Below are 23,326 nucleotides of genomic sequence, written 5' to 3'. Positions count from 1 at the left end.
CAATACAACGCTCTCTTCAGTTGAAGAACTCGCTGCACCTCGTGATGCCCTCGTTTTCGGTCGGGAGGAGATACTAACCTATTCCCCGTTCCGTGCAAGTCTTTTAGTCACCTTTTTTAAAAGTTTTCAGAATCTGCCCACGGTTTCCTAGAGGCAATGGGGATTGGGCCGTTCATCGCCGTTACTTTTTCTCGATGACTCACTCAAACATCATCAATTTGGAAGACTATTTTGCCGCCGCCGCATCGACTGCTGCATAAATTGACCCCAACCAGCAATTTTGGCCCGTTTTCATATATCCAGTTTTCCTCAATGCCAATTGTTCCACTGTCGCAGCCACTCATCACCCCATTCAAGCCCGGCGGTGAGAAATCTTCATCTCGCACTTGAACAATACGATGGTTTGCGCTTAATCTCCTTCCCTCGCCGAAAATGCGCGGGCTGTAGTTCAGCTTGGTAGAACGCTTGCATGGGGTGCAAGAGGTCGTGAGTTCGAATCTCGCCAGCCCGACCAATTGATTATTATCCGGATGCCGCCACTGGCATCCCCTTTCGGCAGTCTCCTAACGAAGTTTCTGGCCATCGGCCCTCGGTCGAACGTATCACCTACTCCCGCTTAATATTCATGTTCGACATTCAAGACAAACCCAACATGGTCGAACGCGCCCTGCTGATCGGTGCCTTCTTCAAACGCGACGACCTCGCCAACGCCACCGACCTCTTGGAAGAGCTCAAGGACCTGGTTGAAACCCTCGGCATTAGCGTCGCCGAAACCCTGCCGGTGCATGTTCGCGACATGAGCCCTCGCTACCTCACTGGCAGCGGCAAAGCAGAAGAGCTCATGGAACACGCCAAAGAGCTCGGCTGCGACTGCATCATTTTCGACAACGAACTCTCCCCCGGTCAACAACGCGCTTGGGAGGAAGAATCCAAGCTCTGTGTCATCGACCGTCAGGAGGTCATCCTCGACATCTTCAATCTCCGCGCCAAAACCCGCGAAGCGCGCCTGCAAGTCGCCCTCGCGAGGATGGAATATTCCATGCCGCGCCTCACCCGCATGTGGGCTCACCTGGACCGTCAACGCGGCGGCGGCACCGGCGCAGCTCGTGGCGAAGGTGAAGCCCAGCTCGAAATCGACCGTCGACTCGCCAATAAACGCATCGACAAGCTCAAAGCCGACCTTGTCGAAGTTCGCAAACAACGCGACACCCAGCGCAAAGAGCGCAGCCGCGTCCCAGTTCCCCACGGCGCCATCGTCGGCTACACCAACGCCGGCAAATCCTCTTTGCTCAACGCCCTGACTGAAAGCGACGTGCTCGCCGAAGACAAACTCTTCGCCACGCTCGATACCAGCACGCGCCGCATGACTATGCCCGATGGTCAGCACATTCTCCTCACTGATACCGTCGGTTTTGTGCGCAATCTGCCCCACGATCTTGTGCAGAGTTTCCGCGCCACCTTGGAAGAAACCACCCTTGCCGATTTCCTCATTCACCTCGTCGACGCCAGCCACCCAAGCGCGGCCACTTTTTATCAAACCACCACCGACGTTCTCCGCGAAATCGGTGCCGGAGACAAAAAAGTCGTCCTCGCCTTCAACAAAGTCGACCTCGTCACCGACCAAACCCAGCTGAATGCTCTGCGTCATCAATTCTCTGATGCCGTCTTTATTTCCGTGAAAACCGGCGAAGGCATGGACGCGCTGCTGCATCGCATCCACGAGCTCATTTTTGATCGCGTCACGCGACTCAACGTGCAACTCCCCATGCACCGACTGGATCTCCTCGCCCTCGCCCACGCCGAAGGCAAAGTGCTCAGCGAAGAATACGAAGGCGAACTTGCGAACGTCGAATGCCTCATTCCGAAACGCTTGGCCTCTCGGTTTGAACCCTTCGCGGTCACACCCTGATCTTTTCCAGCCGTTGGTCAGCCGATTGGCGCTATCGCAACTCAGCGATAATTTTTAAAAAGTTCCGCCGTCATATAGCGGCCGCCCGATTTTCGTCACCGCTCTCCATCCGCCGACTTTTCGGCCCTTGGAGCTATACCGGACATTCACTCCGATGGTTAAGAAGCGTGAAAATTTAATGAAATTAAAAGAACGGTTGATAATCTCTAGAAATTTTTGTAAATTCAAGGCGGAGCAGAAAAACAACCAACCTCATTGTTGCCATGATTCGCGCCTTATTCCAACTCAGGATGCGTCACCATGCGCAGCGACTCGGCCGCTTCCTCTTTCCCAACGGCTACGAGGGCGAATTTTTCCTCTGCGGGGGTGCCTTTAAACCCCTCATCCGCAAGGAGTTGCTCATCAACGACCTCGATCTTTGGGTTCGCAACCGGGTTGAGCGCGAAAAACTCTGCGCCGCCCTCATTGCTCGCGGCGCCACCCTGCTGCGCGACTTCCATCCGTATTGCATGAAGCTCCGCCTTGACGGTCAGATTGTCGAAATCACCTATCACAACGTCGAAGACGGCAATCTCCAGGACATCCTCAATACCTTCGACCTCGCCATCTGCGGCCTGGGAGCCCGCTACCACAACGGGCAAATCGACGAAATCTGCATCAGCAACGAATGCTGGGACACCCTGCAGCATCGCGAAATGCACGTGTTGGAATCCTATTACTGCCTGCTCCTTGAGCAAAAGCACCCCAGCCTCCTGCGCACCCTTCACCGCATGGGCCAGACGGCCAATGAACTTCAATACGAAGTCCATCTCGAAAGCGAACACCGCCTCTGGGATCTCTACTGGAACACCTACACCGAAGAAGAGCGTCAACGTTCGCGCGACCTCTACTTCGCGACCATCGTCACCCATCAGACCCATCATCACCAGGAGCACCTCGTTCGTCGCGCCGCCGCCTCCGGTTATGCCCCGATCCCCCACTTCGAACAACGCGACTCCCTCCCGCTCCAGCTCGCCTTCCAGGCAGCTTAACGACCGGCGGATCGTTTCCTTCCACCGTTCGAATACGCAACGGTCCTTGAAGCGGCCTTGACTGGCCCGAAAGGTGCTTTCATCATGCGTCTTTCCAAGCCGTATTCCTTCAACGCATCAGCCATTCCACGTCTACGTCCACGTCCTCAACCATGCACCTCATCCAGCGCATGGCGGCCCCTTCCTCAAGCCGTCCAGCCAGCCAACAAGTGCGCCTGATCGCCGAACGCCGCCTCTTCCTGAAACGACGCTGGCGCGCCACCGCTGAAGACGGCACCGAATTTGGCTTCGATCTCGACTCCCGCCTCACCAGCGGCTGCGTCATCCACCAGTCAGAAACCCACGACTACGTCATCTGGCAACAACCCGAACCCGTCTACTCCATCCCGTTCTCCGATGCAGAACAAGGCGCCCTCATCGGCTGGCGCATCGGCAACCTCCATTTCCCCGTCCAAATTCTCTCCGACCGACTCCTCGTCACCACCGACCTCGCCATCAAGCAGCTTCTTGATCGCGAATCCTGGACGCACGAAGAAATCGAAGCCGTCTTCACCCCTCTCCGCGTCATCGCCCATGCTTCTTAACGACCACGAGCAATGGCAGCAAAACCCAAGGAAAAGTGAAACGACCTCCGACCTCCTTCTCTGGCTGCTCCAGGTTAACGATTCCCAGTTTCCCTCGGGCGCTTATGCCCACTCCATGGGACTTGAAGGTCACATGCAACGCGGACTCGTCAAAAAACCCGAAGACCTCGAAACCTTCCTCGAACGCCAGATCGTCCCCAACCTCCTCCACTTCGAACTCCCCTACCTCCTCCGCGCCCACCAAGCTGCCTCCGCCAACGATCAAACCGCCCTTCAGGCCCTCGATCACGAACTCGACGCTTGGAAACTCGGTGCCGAAATGCGCAACGCCAGCCGCCAGCTCGGCAACCGCCGCCTCGCCATGCTCCTCAAGCTCGACCAGGACGAATTTCTGCAAAATTACGCCGTCCAGCAGCCCCCCTGCCATCACCTCATCATCACCGCCATCGAGCTGCGCAACGCCCCTCCCGCCACCGCCGCCTGCGCCTTCACCTACCAAACCATCAGCGGCTACACCAGCGCCGCCATGAAACTCATCCGCCTCGGTCAGGAGCGGTGCCAGGGCATCCTGCGCAAAACCATCACCCAGGTCGCCCCTGACCTGCAAACCCTCATCGACCAACCCACCGACCGCATCGGCTGGTTCAATCCCACCCTCGAAATCTCCTCCATGCGCCACGCCCGCGCCCACGAACGCCTCTTTATCTCATAGCATAGCTCCCTCTGCCAGAACCACTCAGTTTTTAGCCTTTATCCCTTATCCTTTAGCCTTTCTATGATCTCCCGTCCTCTTCGTATCGGCGTCGGTGGCCCTGTTGGGTCCGGCAAAACCATGTGTGTCCTTCGCCTCTGCCAATGGCTCAAGGATGAATACTCCCTCGGCGTCATTACCAACGACATCTACACCCGCGAAGACGCCGAATTCCTCCTCCGCGCCAACGTCCTTCCTGCCGACCGCGTCATCGGCGTCGAAACTGGCGGCTGCCCCCACACCGCCATCCGCGACGACACCAGCATGAACATGGCCGCTGTCATCGAACTCGAAAAACGCCATGCCGACCTGCAGCTCATCCTCATCGAATCCGGCGGTGACAACCTCTCCGCCACCTTCTCCCCCGAACTCGTCGACGCCTACATTTATGTCATCGACGTGGCCGAAGGCGACAAAATCCCCCGCAAAGGCGGCCCCGCCATCCGCACCTCCGACCTCCTCCTCATCAACAAAACCGAACTCGCCCCCTACGTTGGAGCCGACCTCGAAGTCATGGCACGCGACTCCAAAATCATGCGCGGCGACGCCCCCTTCCTCTTCGCCGACCTCAAAAGCGAAAAAGGCAAAGAAGACCTCATCGCCTGGCTCAAACACGAATACCTCTTTGTGTAAACTGAACTGAAGTTAAGTGAAAGGCCACCTCCACCTCATCTGCAGCCGCAACTCCCTCGGCCAAAACCACCTGCGCCAGCAGTCGTTCCGCGCGCCCCTGCACCTTAGCAAACCCCACGACGACGAAGACACCCTCGTCGTCAACCTCGTCACCCCCACCGCCGGGGTTTTTGATGACGATGAAATCGACTACAACATCCACGTCGAAGCCACCGCCCGCCTCACCCTCACCACCCCCAGCTCCAGCCGCGTCTACCGCTCACGCAACGGCGGCACCGGCAGAGTCCACCAACACCTCCACGTCGCCGCCGGAGCCTTCCTCGAATACTACCCCGAACCCTTCATTCCCCACTCCGGCGCCCGGTATCATCAGCAAAACAGCCTCCACATCGACGAAGGCGGTTCCCTGATGTTCTTCGAATGGCTCTCCCCCGGTCGCGTTGCCAGTGGCGAATCCTTCGAATATCACGAGCTGCGCTGGGACACCGACCTCTGGTATGCCGACCAACTCGTCGCCCGCGAACGCTACTCCCTCACCCCGGCCGAGGACAGCGTCAGCGCCCTCACCATGACCTACCCCCACGCCCACTACCTCGGCTGCTTCATCACCGGGATCGAACCCCCCATTGATGCCATCGAAGCCCTCAACTCGCCCGACATCTACATCGGTTGCGGACCCCTCATCCACGGCGGACACACCATCAAAGCCGTCTGCAACGGCTCCCTCGCCGCCCGCAAAACCCTCCGCGCCCTGCGCCAGCTCCTCTACACCGCCCACCAGAAAAAGCCGCCCCACCTCGGCCGCTTCGGTTGATCTGTCCCATTTCCATTCAGTCCCACTAAGCCCCGCTCGCCACCGCCGCCGTTCCCGCCAAAAGAAAAATCAGCACGAAAACGATGATCGCCAGCGCCGTCAGCCCCAGCCAGACATAATTCAAAATCAACCCCGCCAACGCCACTCCACGTCCCTCATACCTCGCCCCCGGCGCATCAATCGCCTTCAGCGCCATGTGACCACAAATCACCCCCGGCACTGCCAAAACCACCCCGACCCCGCACGCCAAAAACGGCAGCAAACCCAGGACCAGACTCGCAATCGCCGTCCCCGGCATCGGCATCACCCCCATCCCCACATGTCCGTCTGACGTCGTCACCGGCGGCAAAATCGTCCCCTGCAAAGCCGCCACCTGCGGCAACGACACTGGCAATCCTACCACCTCCCTCACCGGCCGCCAGCCATCCATCCCCTCGCACCAGGCCAGATCCGTCTCCAAAAACTGTCCCGATTCCAACCCTTCACGCACTTCCTCCCCACTGAAACGCCCCAACTGCTGATCACCGCGACCCAAATGAAACTCCATACCCCTAACTTCACCCCAATTTTCAAATCTCAAATCTCAAATCTCAAATCTCAAATCTCAAATCTCAAATCTCAAATCTCAAATCATAGATCATAGATCATAGATCATAAATCCCGTTCCCTCTTCACCCCGACCGCCAGCACTGTCTGAAACCACGGTGCCTTCACCTCCCGGTCCACCACCCTCACGTCCCCATTCACAAACCCCGATGACTCCAGCATCTCCAACAACTCCACCTCCGAAAAACCCAGCCACACATCCGCATACAACACCCGCGCCTTCTCAAACGTGTGCTTCAACAGATCCGAAATCACCACCCGTCCCCCCGGCTTCAACATGTGAAAAGCCGCATCCAACGCCCGCTGCGGCTTCTGCGCATGATGCAAAGCCTGACTGAACATCACCACATCCGCCGTCCCCGCATCCACCGGCGGCTCCTCCATGTCTCCGAACCGGTAATCCAAATTTTTGAACCCATGCTCCTTCGCCAATTGCCGACCAAAGGCCACCATCTTCTCTGAATTGTCCACCGCGATCACCTCCTTCGCATGCTGCGCCAGCATCTGCGACACCGCCCCCTCCCCCGCCCCCATGTCCACCACCACCAGCGGCGGCACGAACTCCAAAAGCATCTCCCCCATCGCCTTCCACGACCTGCCCGGGATATACTGACGCCCAAATTTCCCCGCCAGCGCATCAAAATACGACCGCGCCACATCCGCCCGCTTCTTCAGCACCAGCTTCAACGCCGTCCGATCCTGCCGCGCCTCGCGCAGTTCCGCCGTCGCCGCCTCCACCAGCGCAAACACATGCCCAAAAGCCTCGCGCCCCTTTGCATCTGGAGCCTCCACGCGGTAGAGCCGATTCTTCCCCGATCTCCGATCCGTCACCCAGCCCGCCTCCTTCAGCTTCGCCAGCTGCGCCGAAATGTTCGACTGCCCCAAAGACAGCACCTCCTGCAACTCCGCCACCGACAACTCTTCCTCGCGCAGCAGCGCCAGAATGCGCACCCGATTCGCATCTGCCAGCAATGACAACGATCTGATGATGGAAGAATTGGCCACGTTTCAACCTATCAACATATCACCATCCGTCCATATCATATGCGGACCAGGGGTTTCTTCCCGTCGGATTGCTCCATCGGAACCAACAGAGCTGCGACTATGTTCGCCACGAAATCCCCCATTCACCCTGGATCGCTCCGAAAACTCAGCGTTCCCAAGCCTCCGTCAGCAGGAAACAAGGTTCAACAAGAGCCCGTTTCCTCCTCCTGTCAGGCCATTCTGCTGCGGTTATGGCCCCTCAATGCGCAAGCGATAAAACATCAACGGCGGCTGCGGTGGCTGGAAAGGGCCACCCTGTATGGCAACAACTCGCATGTGCTGATGCACAGTGGTTTCGCCGGTCATTTGGTGCGCTTTATTTACTGTAGTCCAACTGTTCGGGGCCAAGGTATCGCTCTGCTCAATAATGAATTTTGCACCCCCATTCAAAGCCGTTTTGCCACGAGAGTAGCGCAGCTCCAGGGACTGGCCGTTTGGCACCATCGTCAACACCGGCGCATTGTGCTTTTTAGGATCGGTCGCGCAGGCCCATTCGACCACATTGGGAATGCCATCACGGTCAAAGTCTTCGGCATCTGCGCCGTCACCGCTGTTTTCGAAGCTCCCAAATTGGTTTCTGCGCCACCACTCCAGAGCGTTGAAAAGGGTGAAGTTCCGGGTGATTTCGGTAAGGTTGCCCGAAATATCGCGAACCTCAAACCTTGCGGTGCGCTGACCGGCGCGAAGGAGATGCCCGTTGCCTGTGGGAACGGCTCCCTGATCTCCAAAAAACTGCCCATCGACGTAAACCGAAAAAATCAATGATTCGGAAGGCCAGGGACCGTCTGTCCAGCCAGTAAAGGTAAACTTCACCCGGGCATCATACGCCGCGGTCGCGACGATGGAGGAGATCTGCACAGAGCCAGGGACAGGAGGCTCGGTGTCTAGCGCAGTGTGGAAGGAGCCGTTGACTGCGACAGTGTGACCGGCGTTTATCGCGATCAGTCGAAAGCCATATCCGGTGTTGGCTTCCAGACCACTAAGAGTGGAGCTGACGTCCACGAAGTTCGTGCCATTGTCGGACGTGAAGGTAACGTCAGGATTCCGGTAACTGCTTTCGGTATTCTTTTTGTATTCAAAACGCACAGTGGTGGCAAAGCCTTTGGTATTCACCCTGCCTTGCAGAATGGCGCTGGAATTGTTTAACGACGCCGGGCTGACGACCACCCCAGGGGACACGATTGGCACAGGCAGCACCCATAGCTCCGCGCCGGTTGCCTCGGTGGTCGCCGAAAAATACAGGCGGTCACCGAGCAACCTCATTCCGGCAGGGGTCGATCCTCCGCCGGGAGCAATATCTTTGACCAACACGGTGCCTGCGGCAGTGCCATCGGTCTTCCACAGTTCTTCACCATGGATGCCGTCATTGGCCTGGAAGTAAAGAAGGTCTCCTCCGACCGCCAGGTGTCTGGGATTGCTACCAGGAATGCCCGGAAGAATATCCTTCACCAGCACCGTGCCCGCAGCGGTGCCGTCAGTTTTCCATAGCTCCGTGCCGTTGGTGCCGTTGTTCGTGACAAAGTAGAGGGTGTTCCCGACGGCCGTCAGTTCGTTGATTTCCACAGAGAACGTGCCCGGAGCCATGTCCTTCACCAACGTGGTGCCAGCGGTGGTCCCGTCACTCTTCCAAAGTTCCCTTCCATGAATGCCGTCCTGAGCAACGAAGTAGATGCTGTTGCCCGCCACCGTCATTTGGCGGATCTCCGAACCGCTGTTGCCGGGCCGGATATCTTTCACCATGACAGTGCCTTCAGTAGTGCCATCAGTTTTCCATAGTTCGTCGGCAGCGGAAGTGTCCGCAGAGATAAAATAAAAGGTGTTACCAAGAGAAGCAGAAGTTTTTACTTCTGAACTCGAATGCGGCTGGGAGCCTCTGAGAAGCACCGTGCCCTCCGTCGTGCCATCGCTTTTCCACAGGCCCCTTTCACTGATCATACTCCCGGTGGCGTTGAAATAAAGATGATTGCCGATGGCTGTAAGCGAAGTCTCCATCCGTGTGATGCTGGCAGGCACGAAAGACTTCACCATTGCGGTGCCAGCAGTGGTGCCGTCGCTTTTCCACAGCTGAATGCCAAGGCCGATGTCGAAGGCGTTGAAATAAAGGGTGCCTCCAATGACGGCAAAGGAATGTGGGCTGGAAGAGCCATCGCCTTCAAGGATATCTTTGACCAGGACCGTGCCCGCCGCAGTTCCGTTGCTTTTCCACAGTTCCTCGCCATTGACGCCATCATTGGCGCGGAAATAAAGGATGCCACCTAGTGCCAACATGGAATTGGGAGCAGAGCCAGCGGCACCTGGTCGGATGTCTTTGACCAATGCCGTGATGGTGGTGCCATTGGTTCTCCACAATTCCGGTCCGTTGATCCCATCATCCGCCTGAAAGTAAAGCCATCCATTCATCCAGACAAAATTGCTGGGACTGGCAGCGTTGTTCCCTCCAATGATGTCCTTGACCAACTGCGTGCCAGGAGCCGAGCCATTGCTTTTCCACAGCGCAGGACCGTTGGTGCCATCATCTCCCAAAAAATAAATGTTCGAGGAGGGGCCAGCAAACAAATTGGAAACCGAGAGGTGACTGATGCCCGGCAAGGCCTCCTTCAGCATTACGGTGCCTGCGGAAGTGCCATTGCTTTTCCACAACTCCCTGCCGTTAACGCCATCATCGGCAAGGAAGTAGAGCGTGCCGCCAGCCTCGGTGAGAAAAGACGGCCAGGAGGATTGCCCGACACGGATGTCCTTCACACGCACGGTGCCAGGCTCGGTGCCGTCACTTTTCCAAAGCTCCACATCATCGTCTTCATCACGCGCGATAAAAAATAAGGTTGAGCCGACCTTGGTCAGAAAGTCCGGATGGGAGCTTCCGCCGCCCGCGACAATATCCTTCACACGCGTGGTGGAGGCCTCCGTGCCCTCCGTCTTCCATAACTCATGACCGCTGCTGCCATCATCGACCACGAAGTAGATGGTGTTGCCCACCACCTCCAAGTTCCGAGGTCCAGACTCGCCGACACCAGGGTTGATGTCTTTGACCATCGTGGTGCCATCCGCCAGGCCATTGCTCTTCCATAACTCCCGGCCATGGGTGGGGGTGTAGGCAGTGAAATAAAGCGTATTGTTCAATACCGTAAGGTCTCCGGGATCGGATGCAGTAATGCCCGGGGCGATGTCCTTCACCATCCTGGTTCCCGAGGCGGTGCCGTTGGTCATCCACAGCTCTTGATTGTGAATGCCGTCGGAATCCACGAAGTAGATGACGCCGCCCACGTAGGTAAGATCTCTGGGACCGCTGCTTGGATCGCTGCTCGGGCTGACGTCCTTGATCATTTCCGTCCCGGCGGCGGTGCCATCGCTCTTCCATAATGCTCCGCCATGGATGCCATCTTCCGCGCGAAAGTAAAGCGTGCTACCCCCAACAACAAGCAGCTGATCCGGTTCTGATCCTTCGGGACCTGGGTGGATATCTTTTACCATGATGGTGCCGGCTTCGGTGCCATCGCTTTTCCAAAGCTCCCACCCGTCGACTCCGTCATTGGCCGAGAAATAGATGGTGTTGCCCATGGCAACCGGACTGCCAATGCCAGCATCCTCAACGCCAGACTTAATGTCCTTTACAAGAACCGTCCCCAATGCAGTCCCATCGGTCTTCCATAAGGATGTTCCCGAGGTAGGGGTGGTAGTGGTAAAATAAGTGATATGGCCGACATGGCAGACATTGCCCAAGTGGCTGCTGGCAAGATTGGGAGTTAAATTGATATCTTTCATGAGAACAGGATCTTGCGCCCCTGCATTTCCCGGCGACACCCAGCAGACTAGCGATAGCAACAATAGAGCCTCGAAAAGCCGGGGAAGAGAACGCGAGTGTGACATGATGAAACGAATCTGGTCATTGACCCAACATCGCGAATGACCCTGATCAAAACTTCTATTATCGGCGAATCGCAGAATATCAACCGATATCGGGCGAGACTGATGTTCGGAGATGACGGGGTGGCGAGATCTTGTAAAATAGAGGCGGATGACGTTTGGAGTATTGAAGCAAGCTTTGCTAGTTCGAAAGGATCAATCCCTGCATCCAGAAAAAAGCACCGGTCTATTAAAAAACATCACACTGCTTGAACCTACTCCTCTGGTCATTGTGAACTCCCCAAAGCCCATGAATGAGCGTTGGCCAAGATTACGGTGGAGGGGTCACTCGCAAACGCAAAAAGCGATAGCCAAGGACGCCTGCGGGGATGGTGGCCTTCACTTGTTGTGCGGTGCCATTGTTACTGAGGATCTCTTCATCAACTCCCATGCTGCTCCAGCTGCCCGCAGCCAGGGTCTCGCTCCACTCCACGATGAAAATCGCGCCTGCATCCAAGGCAGCCTTATTTCGTGTGTAGATGAACTCCATGTTATTGGTAGCTGCGTTCAAGGTGGCGCTCACAGGCAATACACTGGCGGCAGCAGGATTCAACAAGGTGGCCCATTCAAGGAGATTCGCGATGCCGTCGTTATCAAAGTCAGCGGTATCTGCCGCATTGCCTGAATTGGTTGTGATGCCAAAGTGTGTTTTGCGCCAGGTTTGTAGTGGCGTATTGACGGTGAAAGTGGTGGAAACCTCGGTGTAGCTGCTGGTGCCATCGAAGATGCGGCCACTCAGCGTGTAGAGGCCCGGAGTGGTGGGTGCAGGGATAGGGTTACGGATCGCAGACGCTCCCTGTGGAGAGACCCAATTGCCGTCAATCGACACCGCATAACTCAGCGATGGATAATTGTCATCCGTCCAGTTCGCAAAGGTAACGGTAAGGGGTGCGCCTGCATCAACCGGCGAGGCGGGGGCCAGTGTCATCGTGCCGCCATAGGGGGTGTTGGGATCAGGCAGGGTGGTAAACGTTTCATTGCTCCCTTGGGCTGAATTGCCGATGTTCTGGGCGATGAGGCGGTATTGATAAGTCGTGTTCGGCACCAAGTTGCTGAGGCCGACACTAACGTTCAAGGTGCTGATGCCGTTATTCGGCGCAAGAACAACGGCGGCCATGCTGCCGTAGCTGGTGGTGGTGCCGTATTCGAACAGTGCAGTCGTTGCATAACCATTGGCATTCACCGTGCCATGAAGTGTGGCAATGGTGTCACCAAGCGTAGAGGAGGGCTCCGTATGCACTTCGGGTGGGATGGCGTAGGCCCACAGCTCGCGGCCATACTCTGCAGTTTCCGCATTGAAGATCAATCGATGGTCAAGGATTGTGTCACCGTAAGCAAAGGATCCTGCAAAGCCCGGATTGATATCATGCACCAATCGGGTCCCCGCTGCGGTGCCATCGCTTTTCCAAAGTTCCTCACCGTGGATCGTGTCGTCAAAGTGGAAGTAAAGGGTGTTGCCTACGCCGATGACTCGACTAGGGGGACTTGATTGCATGGGCAGATTGGTGACCATAACCGTTCCAGCTGTGGTCCCATCGCTCTTCCATAACGTGAACCCTTGGTTGTTTTTGATGAAGAAGTAGAGACTGTTTCCTGTCACTGTCAGTTGGTCGAAGTGAGTGCTGCGTGGCGTGATCGTTTTCACCAGGTTGGTGCCTGCTGCAGTTCCATCGGTCTTCCACAGTTCGGTAGCGTTTCCGCTAACTGCAATCGTGCAGTAGACAGTGTTCCCCATGACCCTGAAGTAAAGTGGCTTAAGGACGTTCCCATCACTGTCTTTCACCAGGACGGTGCCTGCGACCGTGCCGTCACTCTTCCACAGCGCTCTGCCGTCAGTGCCGTTAGAAGCGATGAAGTAGAATCGATCGCCGACCAGGGTGAGATAATTAGGAGAAGAACTGCCGCTGCCTGGCAAAATATCCTTAACCATGACCGTTCCGTCAGCAGTTCCGTCGCTTTTCCAGAGTTCTTCGCCATTGATGCCATCGTTGGCGATGAAATAGAGCGTATTGTCCAACACCACCCCCGGACCATAGACAAAGGAAAAGGAGTTCGCTACGCCGGGATAAATATCCTTCACCATCACTGTGCCGGCTGCCGTGCCATCGGTCTTCCACAACTCGTGACCGTGATCCTCGGAAGAAGCTGAGAAATAGAAGGTATTGCCGACCACCGGCCCGGCCTTGATGTCAGAACTGAAGGGGCCGGGTCTCACATCCTTCACCAGGACTGCCCCGTTTTCTGTTCCGTCTGTTTTCCAGAGCTCATAACCATGGGCGTCATCATAGGCAGAGAGGTAAAGCGCGCTCCCCACCACTTTCAAAGGCTCTGGGAACGAACCTTCGGGACCCTCTGTAATGTCCTCCACCAAAACTGTGCCAGCCGCTGTGCCATCCGTTTTCCAAAGCTCAGATCCATGTTCTTCGGTGACCGCCTTGAAAAAGGCTGACCCGCCAAAGATCATGACGTCGGTGAAGCCAGCGTCCGCGCCTCTCACATCAATATCTTTGACCATCGTCGTGCCCTCTGCGCTGCCTTCACTTCTCCACAGCTCAGGGCCAAAATTGCCGTCATCCGCTCTGAAGTAAACGAAACCGCCCATTTCCACCAAGTAGTCGGGATTCGAACTGTCATCGTCCGCACGAAGGTCCTTCACCATCGCCGTGCCAGGGTCTGTGCCATCGGTTATCCAGAGTTCTCTTCCGTAATCATTAGTTTGGGCCACGAAGTAGAGCATGCTTCCTGCCGCCGTGAGGTTGGAAGGGGAAAAAGGAATGCCGCCCACGGGGGTAACGGTTGAACCTAAAATTTCGGTGGTTTGCGCGCTTCCATTTGTCCTCCACAATCTTTCAATGCCACCCGCAGCCGCTTGAAAATAGAGCGTATCGTTCACTGCGGTTAAGTTGGAAGGGGGAATGTTTCCGGAAAAGCCTGCAAACACGCTGTTGGTTCCAGCCTCGGTGCCATCGCTCTTCCACAACTGATAGGGACCACTCCCAACGACAAAAAACAGGCTGTCACCCATCACCGCGAGATTTTGGGGATTCGAACTGCTGCTGTTTGCAAAGATGTCCTTCACCATGACCGTGCCTGCCGCGGTTCCATCACTTTTCCACAGCTCCCTGCCACCGCCGTCCATGCCTCCTGAGGCTGAAAAATACAGTTTTCCGCCCATCGAGACAAAGTTTTGAGGGTCCGAGGACAGATCTTTGCCTGGCAGAATATCCTTTACCATCACCGTGCCTGCCGAAGTTCCATCACTCTTCCACAGCTCCTTGGCGGTGGCCAGATCACTGACGGCGGCGAAGTAAAGCGTGCTCCCCACGACGGTCATATTGGCAATAAAGGAACTGTTGTGACCCGGCCAGATGTCTTTGACAGGAACGGTGCCCTGGTGGGTTCCATCCGTTTTCCATAACTCTTTGCCCGTGCCGCTGACAAAAGGGGAAAAATACAGCGTGTTGCCTATTGCCGCCAGCGTGACCGGGTAAGGCTCATTCTCACTATTGGAAATTTGTTTTATAAAAACGGTGCCTGCCTCCGTGCCATCGCTTTTCCACAGTGCATCAACGCCTGGACCATGTCCTATGGTGAAATAAAGCGTGCTTCCAACGGCCAGGAAATTCGCGAGCTGCGAGTCATTCTGGCCAGGCGAGATGTCTTTCACCATAACGGTTCCAGCCTCAGTTCCATCCGTCTTCCATAATTCTCGCCCCGTATCCAGGGTCGTCGCAGTGAAGTAAATCGTTGAACCCACCCTCACAAAATTTTCTGGATTGCCGTGGGTATCTAGGCGGGCAGTGTTGATGTCCTTCACCAAGTAAGGGTCAAGCGCCCTGGCGTGGGGAAGCCATAGCCCAAATACCAACGCGGACAGCAAGAAAGTGCCTGCCAATCGACGATTAAGAGTAAGCGCAAATGAAGGGATCATGAGTAATTTTTTGCCCATATCAAACAGGGCGATTTGTGATGGCGCGGTAGGACTTGATATGAGTGAATCGGAATTTACCAACCGGCATCAGGTTTCGTGTCTCGACCTTCCCTATAGAACTCCCACGACAAAAAGCAAATCGAGCTCAGGGGAAACACTCCTCACTTTTTCAAGCATATGGGATTTGGTCTTCGAATGTCAACTTCGTAAAATGTAACGCCTGTTCTGAATAACACTGCCAAGCTTCCTATCCCATTCATCTCGAAGATCCCGTTACATGAGACGGATGAATGGAGTTCTTTTAACTATCTCGATGAACACGAGGCTTACAAAGAAACGACAATTCAATTCCGTCGATATACCTTTTTCTGGCTTGTGGGAAAAGAATTTTCCGCGGCTTACCAATTCGTCACCTAAGTGCTGTCGATTTAGGCCAATTCGAAAGCAACAAGAGCCGTTCCCGGCATCATCCAAAGTCTTGATGAACACTAGAACAAGAGAACAAGCTTTTCGCACGATGTGGAAGGATGTTCAAAGCGACACCGAACTAATCGGCTCAATCAGAATTCGCTTCGCTACTCTAAGTGCTTGGGGCGGGGCGGGCTGGCCTCAACAACATAACCAGATGCACGAAGGAAAATTGGGATCGACAAGCGCAGCATTCCAAGCTCCCCCCTTTGCCAACCATCATCACCAACCGACAATTCCTCCTCGCGCAACAATGCCAGAATGCGCACCCGATTGGCATCCGCCAGCAATGACAACGATCTGATGATGGAAGAATTGGCCACGTCTCAACCTATCAACCTATCAACATTCGTCCATATCAGAAATTTAAGAGCTTCGCTTCCGGATGTCCTGCCAGAATTTGCCGCAGCTGACCAATCACCTCCAGCTGCTCTTCCGCCAGATTGCGCGCCTCCGGCTCCTCCATCTCATAATCATACAGCTCCCACTCCGCCGTCTCAGCGTCAGCGCCCGGCTCCTTCCACTCCACCAGCCGGTATCGCTCCGTGCGAATTGCTCTCCCCATCCGCTTCCCGCGTGGAAAACAATGATAGGCATGGTCCCGCACACGCACCTTTGGATCCCTCAACACCGGCACCAAACTCACCCCATCCATCGGCTGCGGTCCCTTCACCACCGGCAATCCTGCCAGTTCCACCAAGGTCGGATACACGTCCACCGTCTCCGCCAGCTGCCTCGTCACCGAGCCCTTCGCCATCACCCCGGGAGCCACCATCACCAGCGGAATCCGGTTCGCCTGCTCATAATTGGTATGTTTCGTCCACATCCCCAAATCCCCTAAATGCCAGCCATGATCCCCCCATAAAACAATCACCGTTTTGTCCGCCAGCCCCAACCGGTCCAGCTCATCCAAAATCTTGCCCACCTGCGCATCCACATAACTCACCCCCGCATAATATCCCTGCATCAACCTCCGCCGCATCGCCTCCGACAACGGCGGATGCTGCGGCACTGGATCATAATTGTTCAACTCCCCCAACGTCTTGCCCGCATAAGCAGGCGCCCCGTCCGGTGCCTGCCGCCGCCTCGGCAGCTCAAACGACTGCGGATCAAACATCTCCCAATACTTCTTCGGTGCCGTAAACGGCAAATGCGGTCGCGCAAAACCCGCCGCCAGAAACACCGGCTGCCCCGGCTCTTTTGCCACCTCCCTCAACCGCTCCACCACCGCCTTCGCCACCCTGCCATCCGCATACGCCTCATCTTCCACCTCCAGCTCCTCCCAAACCGAGCCCCGCGGCAGCTCCTTGATGCGACCCAATTCCCGGTTGGTAAAATACGCCTCCTCCCGCGTCAGCCGTCCCCCCGCCGAATTCGCCGGATCCACATACTCGATGATCTTGTCATGCAACGGCGGACGGCTCCACGACGCCTCGTCTTCGCGATTGCCATGTCCCGTATGAAAGACCTTCCCATACGACTCCGCCAGATAACCCGCCTTCCGAAAACTCTGCGGCAACGTCATCGCCTCCGGCACCGCCTCTCGAAAATTCCGATTTAACCCATAAATCCCCAGCGAAGTCGACCTTGACCCCAGCATCAGGTTGTTTCGTGAAGGCGCACACACCGCCTGATTGCAATACGCCAGGTCAAACCTCATCCCTCGCGCCGCCAGCCGGTCCATGTTCGGCGTCTTCGCCAGCTTGTCCCCATAACATCCCAACGCCGGCTTCAGATCATCCACACAAATCAGCAACACATGCGGACGCTCCGCCCCGTTCGCCAACCCCGGCCAACTAGCTGAAACCAAAATCAAAATCAAAACCCATCGACCTCTCATCATTTTCTCTCTTTTGCCAGTTCCGCTCCCCGATCCGCCGGCATCGCCAAATGCCACGCCACCACCATCTCCGTCAACCTCTTCACCTGTTCGGGATGCTCCCCCGCCACATCCCGGCTTTCCCCTGGATCGTCCTCAATCTGAAACAACTGCGCCTTCGAGCCATCATACTCACACAACAACTTCCACTCCCCCTCCCGCACCGCCAGATCCGGTTGAATCTCCTTCAACTTCGGTGCCCAAGTCTTCCGATCCGGCGGCCGACGCCAAAACAACGGAGCCTTGCGCGATTCCTCGCTTTTCCCCAGCAACGTCATCAACACATCCTCCCCGTCCAACACCTGCCCATCGTCCTCGACATTGATCCCCGCCAGACGCCGCAACGAAACCGACAAATCCACACTCGAAAACACCGAAGTCCGGTTCACCGACCCCCGCGCCTTTTCCTCCATCAAACCCGGCGCCCACACAATCAAAGGCGACCTCACCCCGCCCTCGTAAATCGTCGCTTTCGCCCCGCGAAACACCCCGCCCTGCCCCGCCCCCAGCTCATGCCCGTTGTCTGAACACACCACCACCATGGTGTTCGTCCGCCATTCCGGCGGCTCGCGCACCCGATCCAGCACCACTCCCAACTGCGCATCCATGCTCTCCAACACCCCCAAATACAACGCCCGCTTGCTCCCATCCCCACGCTTCCCCTCCGGCGGAAAAAATGGCGAATGCACATCGTCGGGCCAAAGATTCACAAAAAACGGCACCCCTCGCCGCGTCGCGTCCTCCATAAAATGCAAGGCCGACCGCCCATATCCCTCCGTCAATTTCGCCCGATCCATCCACACCACCGGACCACGCCCCAACGACTCCGACCTCAACGAATGCCACTTCAACGGCTTCCCATCATACGAATCCCCCACCCCAAACAACCGCGGCCCCAACCCCTCAAAATTTGTCAACGATTCATCAAAGCCATACTCCTCAATCAACGGTGCATCCCCCACATCCCGCTGCCCGCCCAAATGCCACTTGCCAAAATGTCCCGTTGCATAACCCCTGGCCTTCATCGCCCTCGCCACACTCGGTGCCTTCACATCCAACCAGTTTGCCATCCCCCGTCGCGCATTGTCCTCCCGATCATTCAAATAGGAATGCATCTTCCACCTCTGTGGATACTGACCCGTCATCAACGCCGTCCGCGAAGGCGAACAAATCGGCGAGTTCACATAGAAACTCTCAAATCGCAGCCCCTCCGCCGCCAGCGCATCCAAATTCGGCGTCTTCGCGTCCTTGTTCCCGAAACACGACAGATCCTCCCACCCCATGTCATCGATCAGCACCACCAGCACATTCGGCCTCTGCCGATCCGCCGCCATCACCCCGCCGACCATCCCCATTCCCCAACAAAGTCCCAATCCCAAACCAAAAACAAAACAAACCCTCCACCAAAACCACCGCACGCGCCCCTGCACTCCTGTTGCATCTTTTACCCAACATTGAGAAATCATCCTCCGTTAAACATCCACTTCATTGCCAACCTTTCTCCATCCTCGCATTTCCTGATCAAAGCCGAATAAAAATTTAAAATCACACCCATCACAAACCCGATCAGCGTGCCACCTCATTTTTAACCTCGTTGCCCCTCCACTCGACTCATGAATGAAGGCCAACGGCCTGCCCCATGTCAGCCCAAGGCAACGTCCTGGGTCTCCCAACCCCCAATTCATCAAGCCCCAGGGGGGCGACCCAATTTGTTGCACCACCCCCTTCACCCCCAAATACCGCCTCCACTTGGCACATCACGTCCCACCGTCCGTTACTCCACCGCCACATCCCACCACTCTCCCAATGCCGCCCCTCTCCACTCGACTCGAATTTTGAAGGCCAACGGCCTGCCCCATGTCAGCCCAGGGCACCGCCTTGGGTCTCCCAACCCCCAATTCATCAAGCCCTAAAAGGGCGACCCAACCTGCCCTATGCCCCCGTCCACCCCTGACCTCAACGCTGTGGCATGGCACACCCCGTCATCAATCCTCAAAATAATCCGAGTCGACCCGTTTCAACGCAATGGTCCGCACCGTGGAAACTCCCACCCCGTGCTCGATCATCAAATCCGCAAGCCGTTGACCTCCAATCAACACCACCTTGTGCTGCACGCTGCTGGCATATTCAGTGGCGTTTTTGTGAAAATCGCTCGTGGTGATGAACACCCCCTTGGTCGCATGTTTACCAGCCAGGGCACCGACAAAATTCTGCACCTCAATGCGCCCCACCGTCGACTGCCACCGTTTGGCCTGCACGTAGATCACATTGAGCCCCAACCGATCTTCATTGATGATCCCATCAATGCCTTCGTCGTTGGATTTTTGGGTCACCAGCGCCGCCTCAGCACGGTTCCCCCCATAACCCATCGCAAACAGCAGATCGATCACCAACTGCTCAAACTTGTAAGGGTCCATTCTGGCCATCTGTTCCCTCAGTTCCGTGGCCACCGTCTGGTTGAGCTTTTGATGCGCCTCTTCAATCTGTTCCGTCGGCGTCTGCCCATCATTCTGATCCGCCATCTCCGGCTCCACCACCCCCGAGTCAGGATCTTTATTTCGAGCCATCTTCGCCTCAAATCGTGGATAGGCAGCCAAGGTCTTCAGATCGATGCATTCCGGGTTGGATGCCAGCAACTGCCTGCCATCCTGGGTAATCGCCCAGACGCCCCGTTTGACGTTGTCCAGAAGCCCCGCCTGTTTCATATACCATCCTGCCCAGCCTGTCCGGTTATGAATGACCGTCTGACGACCACTGGGAAGCGTCAGCTTGCGTTCCTCTTCAGTCAGCATCAGCCCATCCGCAACCCGACGAGTCAGCTCCATCTGCTGCACCCCACCATCCGCATCCCCCAACGCACGAAGGACCGGAAGCATAAGTTCTTGATAGCTAGGAATGTTCATCGATTAAGCGGTTAAGGGGCCCGAACCCTACCACGTTTGCTTCATCCGGGTCCACCAAAGATGCTCTTCCAGATAGTTTGTCGTTCGATCCATACTCAGATGACATCTTTAGACGGTTTGACCATGGTTTGCCATACGGTGTTGCGAAATCCTTCAGCGCCGACGGCGCGTCCCCATCACGGCCTGGGGCAGCGCCCCAGGATTGCCATCAACGTCAGACTGAGGGCTGAAAGCTCGACTCAACAAGGGACGCCATGGATCGCCTCGCCGATGAAGCGAGCTTTCAGCCCTATCCCCACGGAAACCACTCAACCTTGGGCGTTGCCCAAGGCTTTCATGAGGTCGTGCCCTCGGCGCTATGCGAACAAAGAACCAATTTTTCTCCGCCTCCAAAAATGCGATGCCGCAGAAGCAGAGGTGGTCAGATTCTCTGGATGCAACTGCCATCCGTCTCCAGAGACTTATCCCGGATCAATCCATTGATGAGCGATTTAACACAGGCGCGGATCTGGTGGCCGGTGCGGCGGAAACCGAACCAATTGGCGAAGAGGCGGGCGGCGTCTTCACGTTCGGTCCAAGCTTTGCCGTTTTGGCTGATGTCGGCCAGGAATTGCGCTTTCATAAACGGGCGGTCATTTCTTCACCTACACGGCCGTCTTGGCGGCACGTTTCGCGAGGTCGTCGATCCTGCTCGCTCATGTCGTCGGTGATCTGCTTGAAGGCTTCATCAATCGCCGCCTTGTCCATCTTGAGCTTCACCGCCAGCCTCTTCTTCCTCTTTATTGCAGGCGTCGAAACACTGGTCCAACATTTCAACGAAACGCTCCACTGCACTGGCGTCAGGATAGCCACTATCAACCGCCTTTTGGAGTGCAGCGCGGCTTTCATCGAATCTTCCCTGTAACATCAGGCAAAACGCCAGATTATACCAACTAGTCTCATTCTTTGCGTCGAGCGTAATTGAATAGCGAATGGCCTCCTCCGATTCAGTCATCATTCCTACTTGCCCTAGTGCTCGGCCCCTCATCCCGTGCAATTCGGAACTCGCTGGAAATCTTGCCAGCGCGGAATCAAGAACATCTACCGCCTCGCCAACACGTTGCAGATCAAGTAGCACCAGTGCAAAACGAAACCATAGCACTTCGTCATTGGGTTCGAGCTGACACGCCGCCCGTGAATGAAGTGCGGCAGTCTCTGGGTCACCTGACTCGTATGCATGTTTGGCCAGCCTACTGTGCGGATACGCATAAGTTGGATCTTTAATGAGGGCTTGTTGATATGATTCCTTGGCCTGAAAGTGTTGGCCGCAATCGTCTTGAGCCAGACCTAGATTATAGAAGGCTGTAGCCGCAAGGTCTTCAATTGCCGCGACCTGAACCAGCAATGGGATTGCCTCCTCTGCCCTACCTAACTTGTGGAGGCACTGTGCTTGGATCAAAAGCCTCTCGGGGTCGTCGGGGTCTTGATGCGAAAGTGACAACTCGTGCGCCTGAGCCACTTCTCCAGTCGCCAACAGATAGCAGGCCTTCAACCATTTCACTTTCTCAATCCTTGGGGCTTCTGATTCGCATTCTTCGATAATTCTCCGAACCTTTTCCAAATCAGAAGAACTCGGCTGCAATCCGGTGATTCTCCTTGCACCCTCGGCACCCGCCAGAAGATCAAACGCTGTGTAAAGTTGCTTCGCGACACTCTGTCGCACTGCGGTGGGAATGGATGGTCCCGATGATGATTCGATCTCCTTGAGAGCAAACGCCTCGGCTTGGACCTTCCACTCATGCAAGATGGGCGCAGCAAATGCAGGCTCATCTTTGTCAATTAGATCGGCACAATTTGCACAGAGCCAGATGGCGTTCCTAATCGATGCTCGTTCAGCGGGCGACTGTTCCGCCAAGTATCTCGGCCCCCGGGGCGCTGCTGCACAAATATGTGCAGCCCGTCCAATCCGAATTGATTTCTCAGGGATTGAATGCGGTCCAGTTGTTACCTTTCCACATGCCGGGTTTGAACATCGAAACCCCACGCGTTCGGCGAGTCTACGTTTGGTCGTCTCCGAAAATTCGTCCCTTTCCGTCATAGCATTGTGAACAGTGAGATCATGGCATGAGCGGAGCAGGCGCCGCCGAACTCCGCCACGGCCAGCTTGCGCTGACAGGTGCGGCGTTTGCCAAAGATGATGTCGCCCTTCCGAAAGCGCAGCTTGCCACCGATGACATCGCTGCCCCTCCCCCAGCGCCGGATGTGCAGGCGCTTCCGGTCCAGATGCTCCAGCCCCACATAAATTTCCTCCTTCGTAGCCCTCGGCTCCGCCCGTTCCCCGATACTCTCAGCAACCATGCGGTTCCACCCCGTGCGGTGGAAGAGCGCGACAGAAGCGCGGGCGGGATTGGGCTGGAGAGTGGACAGGGTTAGGCTGGCAGTGTTCATTTGCGGCGCTTCTCCAAATCATCGCGCCACTCTTTCAACTTTGCGATGTCTTCTTCTAGCTCATCAGGCTCCGGCAATTGAACAGGGGCCTCAGCGGACTGTGCGTGCTCATAACGGGAGTATTTGGTCATCATCTCCTCGATCAGACTGCAATCGTCTGCGGTGATGTCCGTTAACTTGTCCAGCTTTCCAAGGGTATTGATCGCACGCCGATGCCGCTGGATCACGTCTCCAAGCAGCTCCAGTTCGACCATACGTTCTACAAGCTTTCGAGTCTCTGTGCATATTGACTGAGCCTGAATTTGATAGGCCGCCTGCCCATAAGCATATACCTAAAAGTTGAAGTATGCATTGAGCTGGCTATGTTGGCTGATGCAACCGCGAACTTTGGTCGAAGATGAGTGGGAGGTGCTGCGGCGCTTTCTCCCTGAAAACTTGGATGA

General features: G+C 56.1%; 18 protein-coding genes and 1 tRNA gene. 7 read left to right on the top strand and 12 right to left on the bottom strand.

The features are described from left to right. Positions 1–437: 437 nt before the first annotated feature. From FEM03_RS24035 to FEM03_RS24005, 7 genes are all read left to right on the top strand, one after another. Positions 438–514 (top strand) — tRNA-Pro (locus FEM03_RS24035). A 111-nt stretch (positions 515–625) separates the two neighbouring features. Beyond that, complete coding sequence (gene hflX, locus FEM03_RS24030; protein WP_138088962.1) at positions 626–1,909, top strand: GTPase HflX; 1,284 nt, start codon at positions 626–628, stop codon at positions 1,907–1,909. Positions 1,910–2,172: 263 nt separating this feature from the next. Continuing rightward, positions 2,173–2,940 (top strand): hypothetical protein, encoded by a 768-nt coding sequence (locus FEM03_RS24025; protein ID WP_138088960.1) that lies wholly within the window; start codon positions 2,173–2,175, stop codon positions 2,938–2,940. A 152-nt stretch (positions 2,941–3,092) separates the two neighbouring features. Then, the gene (locus tag FEM03_RS24020) at positions 3,093–3,524 is read left to right on the top strand and encodes an urease accessory protein UreE (RefSeq protein WP_138088958.1); all 432 of its coding nucleotides are present in this window, start codon (positions 3,093–3,095) and stop codon (positions 3,522–3,524) included. Beyond that, positions 3,514–4,236: an urease accessory protein UreF gene (locus FEM03_RS24015; protein WP_138088956.1), complete on the top strand. Its 723-nt coding sequence runs from the start codon at positions 3,514–3,516 to the stop codon at positions 4,234–4,236. The genes FEM03_RS24020 and FEM03_RS24015 overlap by 11 nt, the downstream gene beginning before the upstream one ends. Positions 4,237–4,299: 63 nt before the next feature. Further along, positions 4,300–4,908, top strand: coding sequence for an urease accessory protein UreG (ureG, locus tag FEM03_RS24010; RefSeq protein ID WP_138088954.1), 609 nt, complete (start codon positions 4,300–4,302; stop codon positions 4,906–4,908). Between the two features lie 16 nt (positions 4,909–4,924). Next, positions 4,925–5,722: an urease accessory protein UreD gene (locus FEM03_RS24005; protein ID WP_138088952.1), complete on the top strand. Its 798-nt coding sequence runs from the start codon at positions 4,925–4,927 to the stop codon at positions 5,720–5,722. Between the two features lie 25 nt (positions 5,723–5,747). Here the strand turns inward: FEM03_RS24005 and FEM03_RS24000 are convergent, their stop codons facing one another. The 12 genes from FEM03_RS24000 to FEM03_RS23945 form a co-directional block, all read right to left on the bottom strand. Beyond that, positions 5,748–6,269 carry a DUF4190 domain-containing protein gene (locus FEM03_RS24000; RefSeq protein WP_138088950.1) on the bottom strand — a complete coding sequence of 174 codons (522 nt, stop codon included), beginning with the start codon at positions 6,267–6,269 and terminating at the stop codon, positions 5,748–5,750. 104 nt (positions 6,270–6,373) lie between these two features. Continuing rightward, complete coding sequence (locus tag FEM03_RS23995) at positions 6,374–7,333, bottom strand: ArsR/SmtB family transcription factor (protein WP_206171134.1); 960 nt, start codon at positions 7,331–7,333, stop codon at positions 6,374–6,376. A gap of 228 nt (positions 7,334–7,561) precedes the next feature. Further along, positions 7,562–11,134 (bottom strand): ELWxxDGT repeat protein, encoded by a 3,573-nt coding sequence (locus FEM03_RS23990; RefSeq protein WP_166443108.1) that lies wholly within the window; start codon positions 11,132–11,134, stop codon positions 7,562–7,564. 412 nt (positions 11,135–11,546) lie between these two features. Next, the gene (locus tag FEM03_RS23985; RefSeq protein ID WP_138088947.1) at positions 11,547–15,224 is read right to left on the bottom strand and encodes an ELWxxDGT repeat protein; all 3,678 of its coding nucleotides are present in this window, start codon (positions 15,222–15,224) and stop codon (positions 11,547–11,549) included. A gap of 557 nt (positions 15,225–15,781) precedes the next feature. Then, on the bottom strand, positions 15,782–15,997 hold the full coding sequence (locus FEM03_RS23980) for a hypothetical protein (RefSeq protein ID WP_138088946.1): 216 nt from the start codon (positions 15,995–15,997) through the stop codon (positions 15,782–15,784). 35 nt (positions 15,998–16,032) lie between these two features. Beyond that, on the bottom strand, positions 16,033–17,514 hold the full coding sequence (locus FEM03_RS23975) for a sulfatase (RefSeq protein WP_138088963.1): 1,482 nt from the start codon (positions 17,512–17,514) through the stop codon (positions 16,033–16,035). Beyond that, positions 17,514–18,908: a sulfatase-like hydrolase/transferase gene (locus FEM03_RS23970; protein WP_138088944.1), complete on the bottom strand. Its 1,395-nt coding sequence runs from the start codon at positions 18,906–18,908 to the stop codon at positions 17,514–17,516. Before FEM03_RS23970 ends, FEM03_RS23975 begins: the two co-directional genes overlap by 1 nt. A gap of 630 nt (positions 18,909–19,538) precedes the next feature. Then, the gene (locus FEM03_RS23965; RefSeq protein WP_206171132.1) at positions 19,539–20,429 is read right to left on the bottom strand and encodes a restriction endonuclease; all 891 of its coding nucleotides are present in this window, start codon (positions 20,427–20,429) and stop codon (positions 19,539–19,541) included. Positions 20,430–20,877: 448 nt separating this feature from the next. Beyond that, a complete protein-coding gene (locus FEM03_RS23960) occupies positions 20,878–21,078 on the bottom strand; it encodes a hypothetical protein (protein WP_138088941.1) in 201 nt (66 codons plus the stop codon). 105 nt (positions 21,079–21,183) lie between these two features. Next, positions 21,184–22,239: a tetratricopeptide repeat protein gene (locus tag FEM03_RS23955; RefSeq protein WP_166443107.1), complete on the bottom strand. Its 1,056-nt coding sequence runs from the start codon at positions 22,237–22,239 to the stop codon at positions 21,184–21,186. A gap of 290 nt (positions 22,240–22,529) precedes the next feature. Beyond that, positions 22,530–22,883 (bottom strand): hypothetical protein, encoded by a 354-nt coding sequence (locus FEM03_RS23950; RefSeq protein WP_138088937.1) that lies wholly within the window; start codon positions 22,881–22,883, stop codon positions 22,530–22,532. Further along, positions 22,880–23,137, bottom strand: coding sequence for a hypothetical protein (locus tag FEM03_RS23945; protein WP_138088935.1), 258 nt, complete (start codon positions 23,135–23,137; stop codon positions 22,880–22,882). The genes FEM03_RS23950 and FEM03_RS23945 overlap by 4 nt, the downstream gene beginning before the upstream one ends. Between the last annotated feature and the right edge of the window lie 189 nt (positions 23,138–23,326).

It is taken from the genome of Phragmitibacter flavus (assembly GCF_005780165.1).
In the GTDB taxonomy this organism is placed as follows: Bacteria; Verrucomicrobiota; Verrucomicrobiia; order Verrucomicrobiales; family Verrucomicrobiaceae; genus Phragmitibacter; species Phragmitibacter flavus.
Note: the sequence above shows the minus strand (reverse complement) of the source record. Positions and strands in the feature narration are given on the sequence as shown.

Bases quoted from the DNA above. Each gene is read 5' to 3' on its own strand.
- hflX (WP_138088962.1), top strand. From the start codon at position 626: ATGTTCGACATTCAAGACAAACCCAACATGGTCGAACGCGCCCTGCTG.
- FEM03_RS24025 (WP_138088960.1), top strand. From the start codon at position 2,173: ATGATTCGCGCCTTATTCCAACTCAGGATGCGTCACCATGCGCAGCGA.
- FEM03_RS24020 (WP_138088958.1), top strand. From the start codon at position 3,093: ATGCACCTCATCCAGCGCATGGCGGCCCCTTCCTCAAGCCGTCCAGCC.
- FEM03_RS24015 (WP_138088956.1), top strand. From the start codon at position 3,514: ATGCTTCTTAACGACCACGAGCAATGGCAGCAAAACCCAAGGAAAAGT.
- ureG (WP_138088954.1), top strand. From the start codon at position 4,300: ATGATCTCCCGTCCTCTTCGTATCGGCGTCGGTGGCCCTGTTGGGTCC.
- FEM03_RS24000 (WP_138088950.1), bottom strand. From the start codon at position 6,269: ATGGAGTTTCATTTGGGTCGCGGTGATCAGCAGTTGGGGCGTTTCAGT.
- FEM03_RS23990 (WP_166443108.1), bottom strand. From the start codon at position 11,134: ATGAAAGATATCAATTTAACTCCCAATCTTGCCAGCAGCCACTTGGGC.
- FEM03_RS23985 (WP_138088947.1), bottom strand. From the start codon at position 15,224: ATGGGCAAAAAATTACTCATGATCCCTTCATTTGCGCTTACTCTTAAT.
- FEM03_RS23975 (WP_138088963.1), bottom strand. From the start codon at position 17,514: ATGAGAGGTCGATGGGTTTTGATTTTGATTTTGGTTTCAGCTAGTTGG.
- FEM03_RS23970 (WP_138088944.1), bottom strand. From the start codon at position 18,908: ATGGGGATGGTCGGCGGGGTGATGGCGGCGGATCGGCAGAGGCCGAAT.
- FEM03_RS23965 (WP_206171132.1), bottom strand. From the start codon at position 20,429: ATGCTTCCGGTCCTTCGTGCGTTGGGGGATGCGGATGGTGGGGTGCAG.
- FEM03_RS23960 (WP_138088941.1), bottom strand. From the start codon at position 21,078: ATGAAAGCGCAATTCCTGGCCGACATCAGCCAAAACGGCAAAGCTTGG.
- FEM03_RS23950 (WP_138088937.1), bottom strand. From the start codon at position 22,883: ATGAACACTGCCAGCCTAACCCTGTCCACTCTCCAGCCCAATCCCGCC.
- FEM03_RS23945 (WP_138088935.1), bottom strand. From the start codon at position 23,137: ATGGTCGAACTGGAGCTGCTTGGAGACGTGATCCAGCGGCATCGGCGT.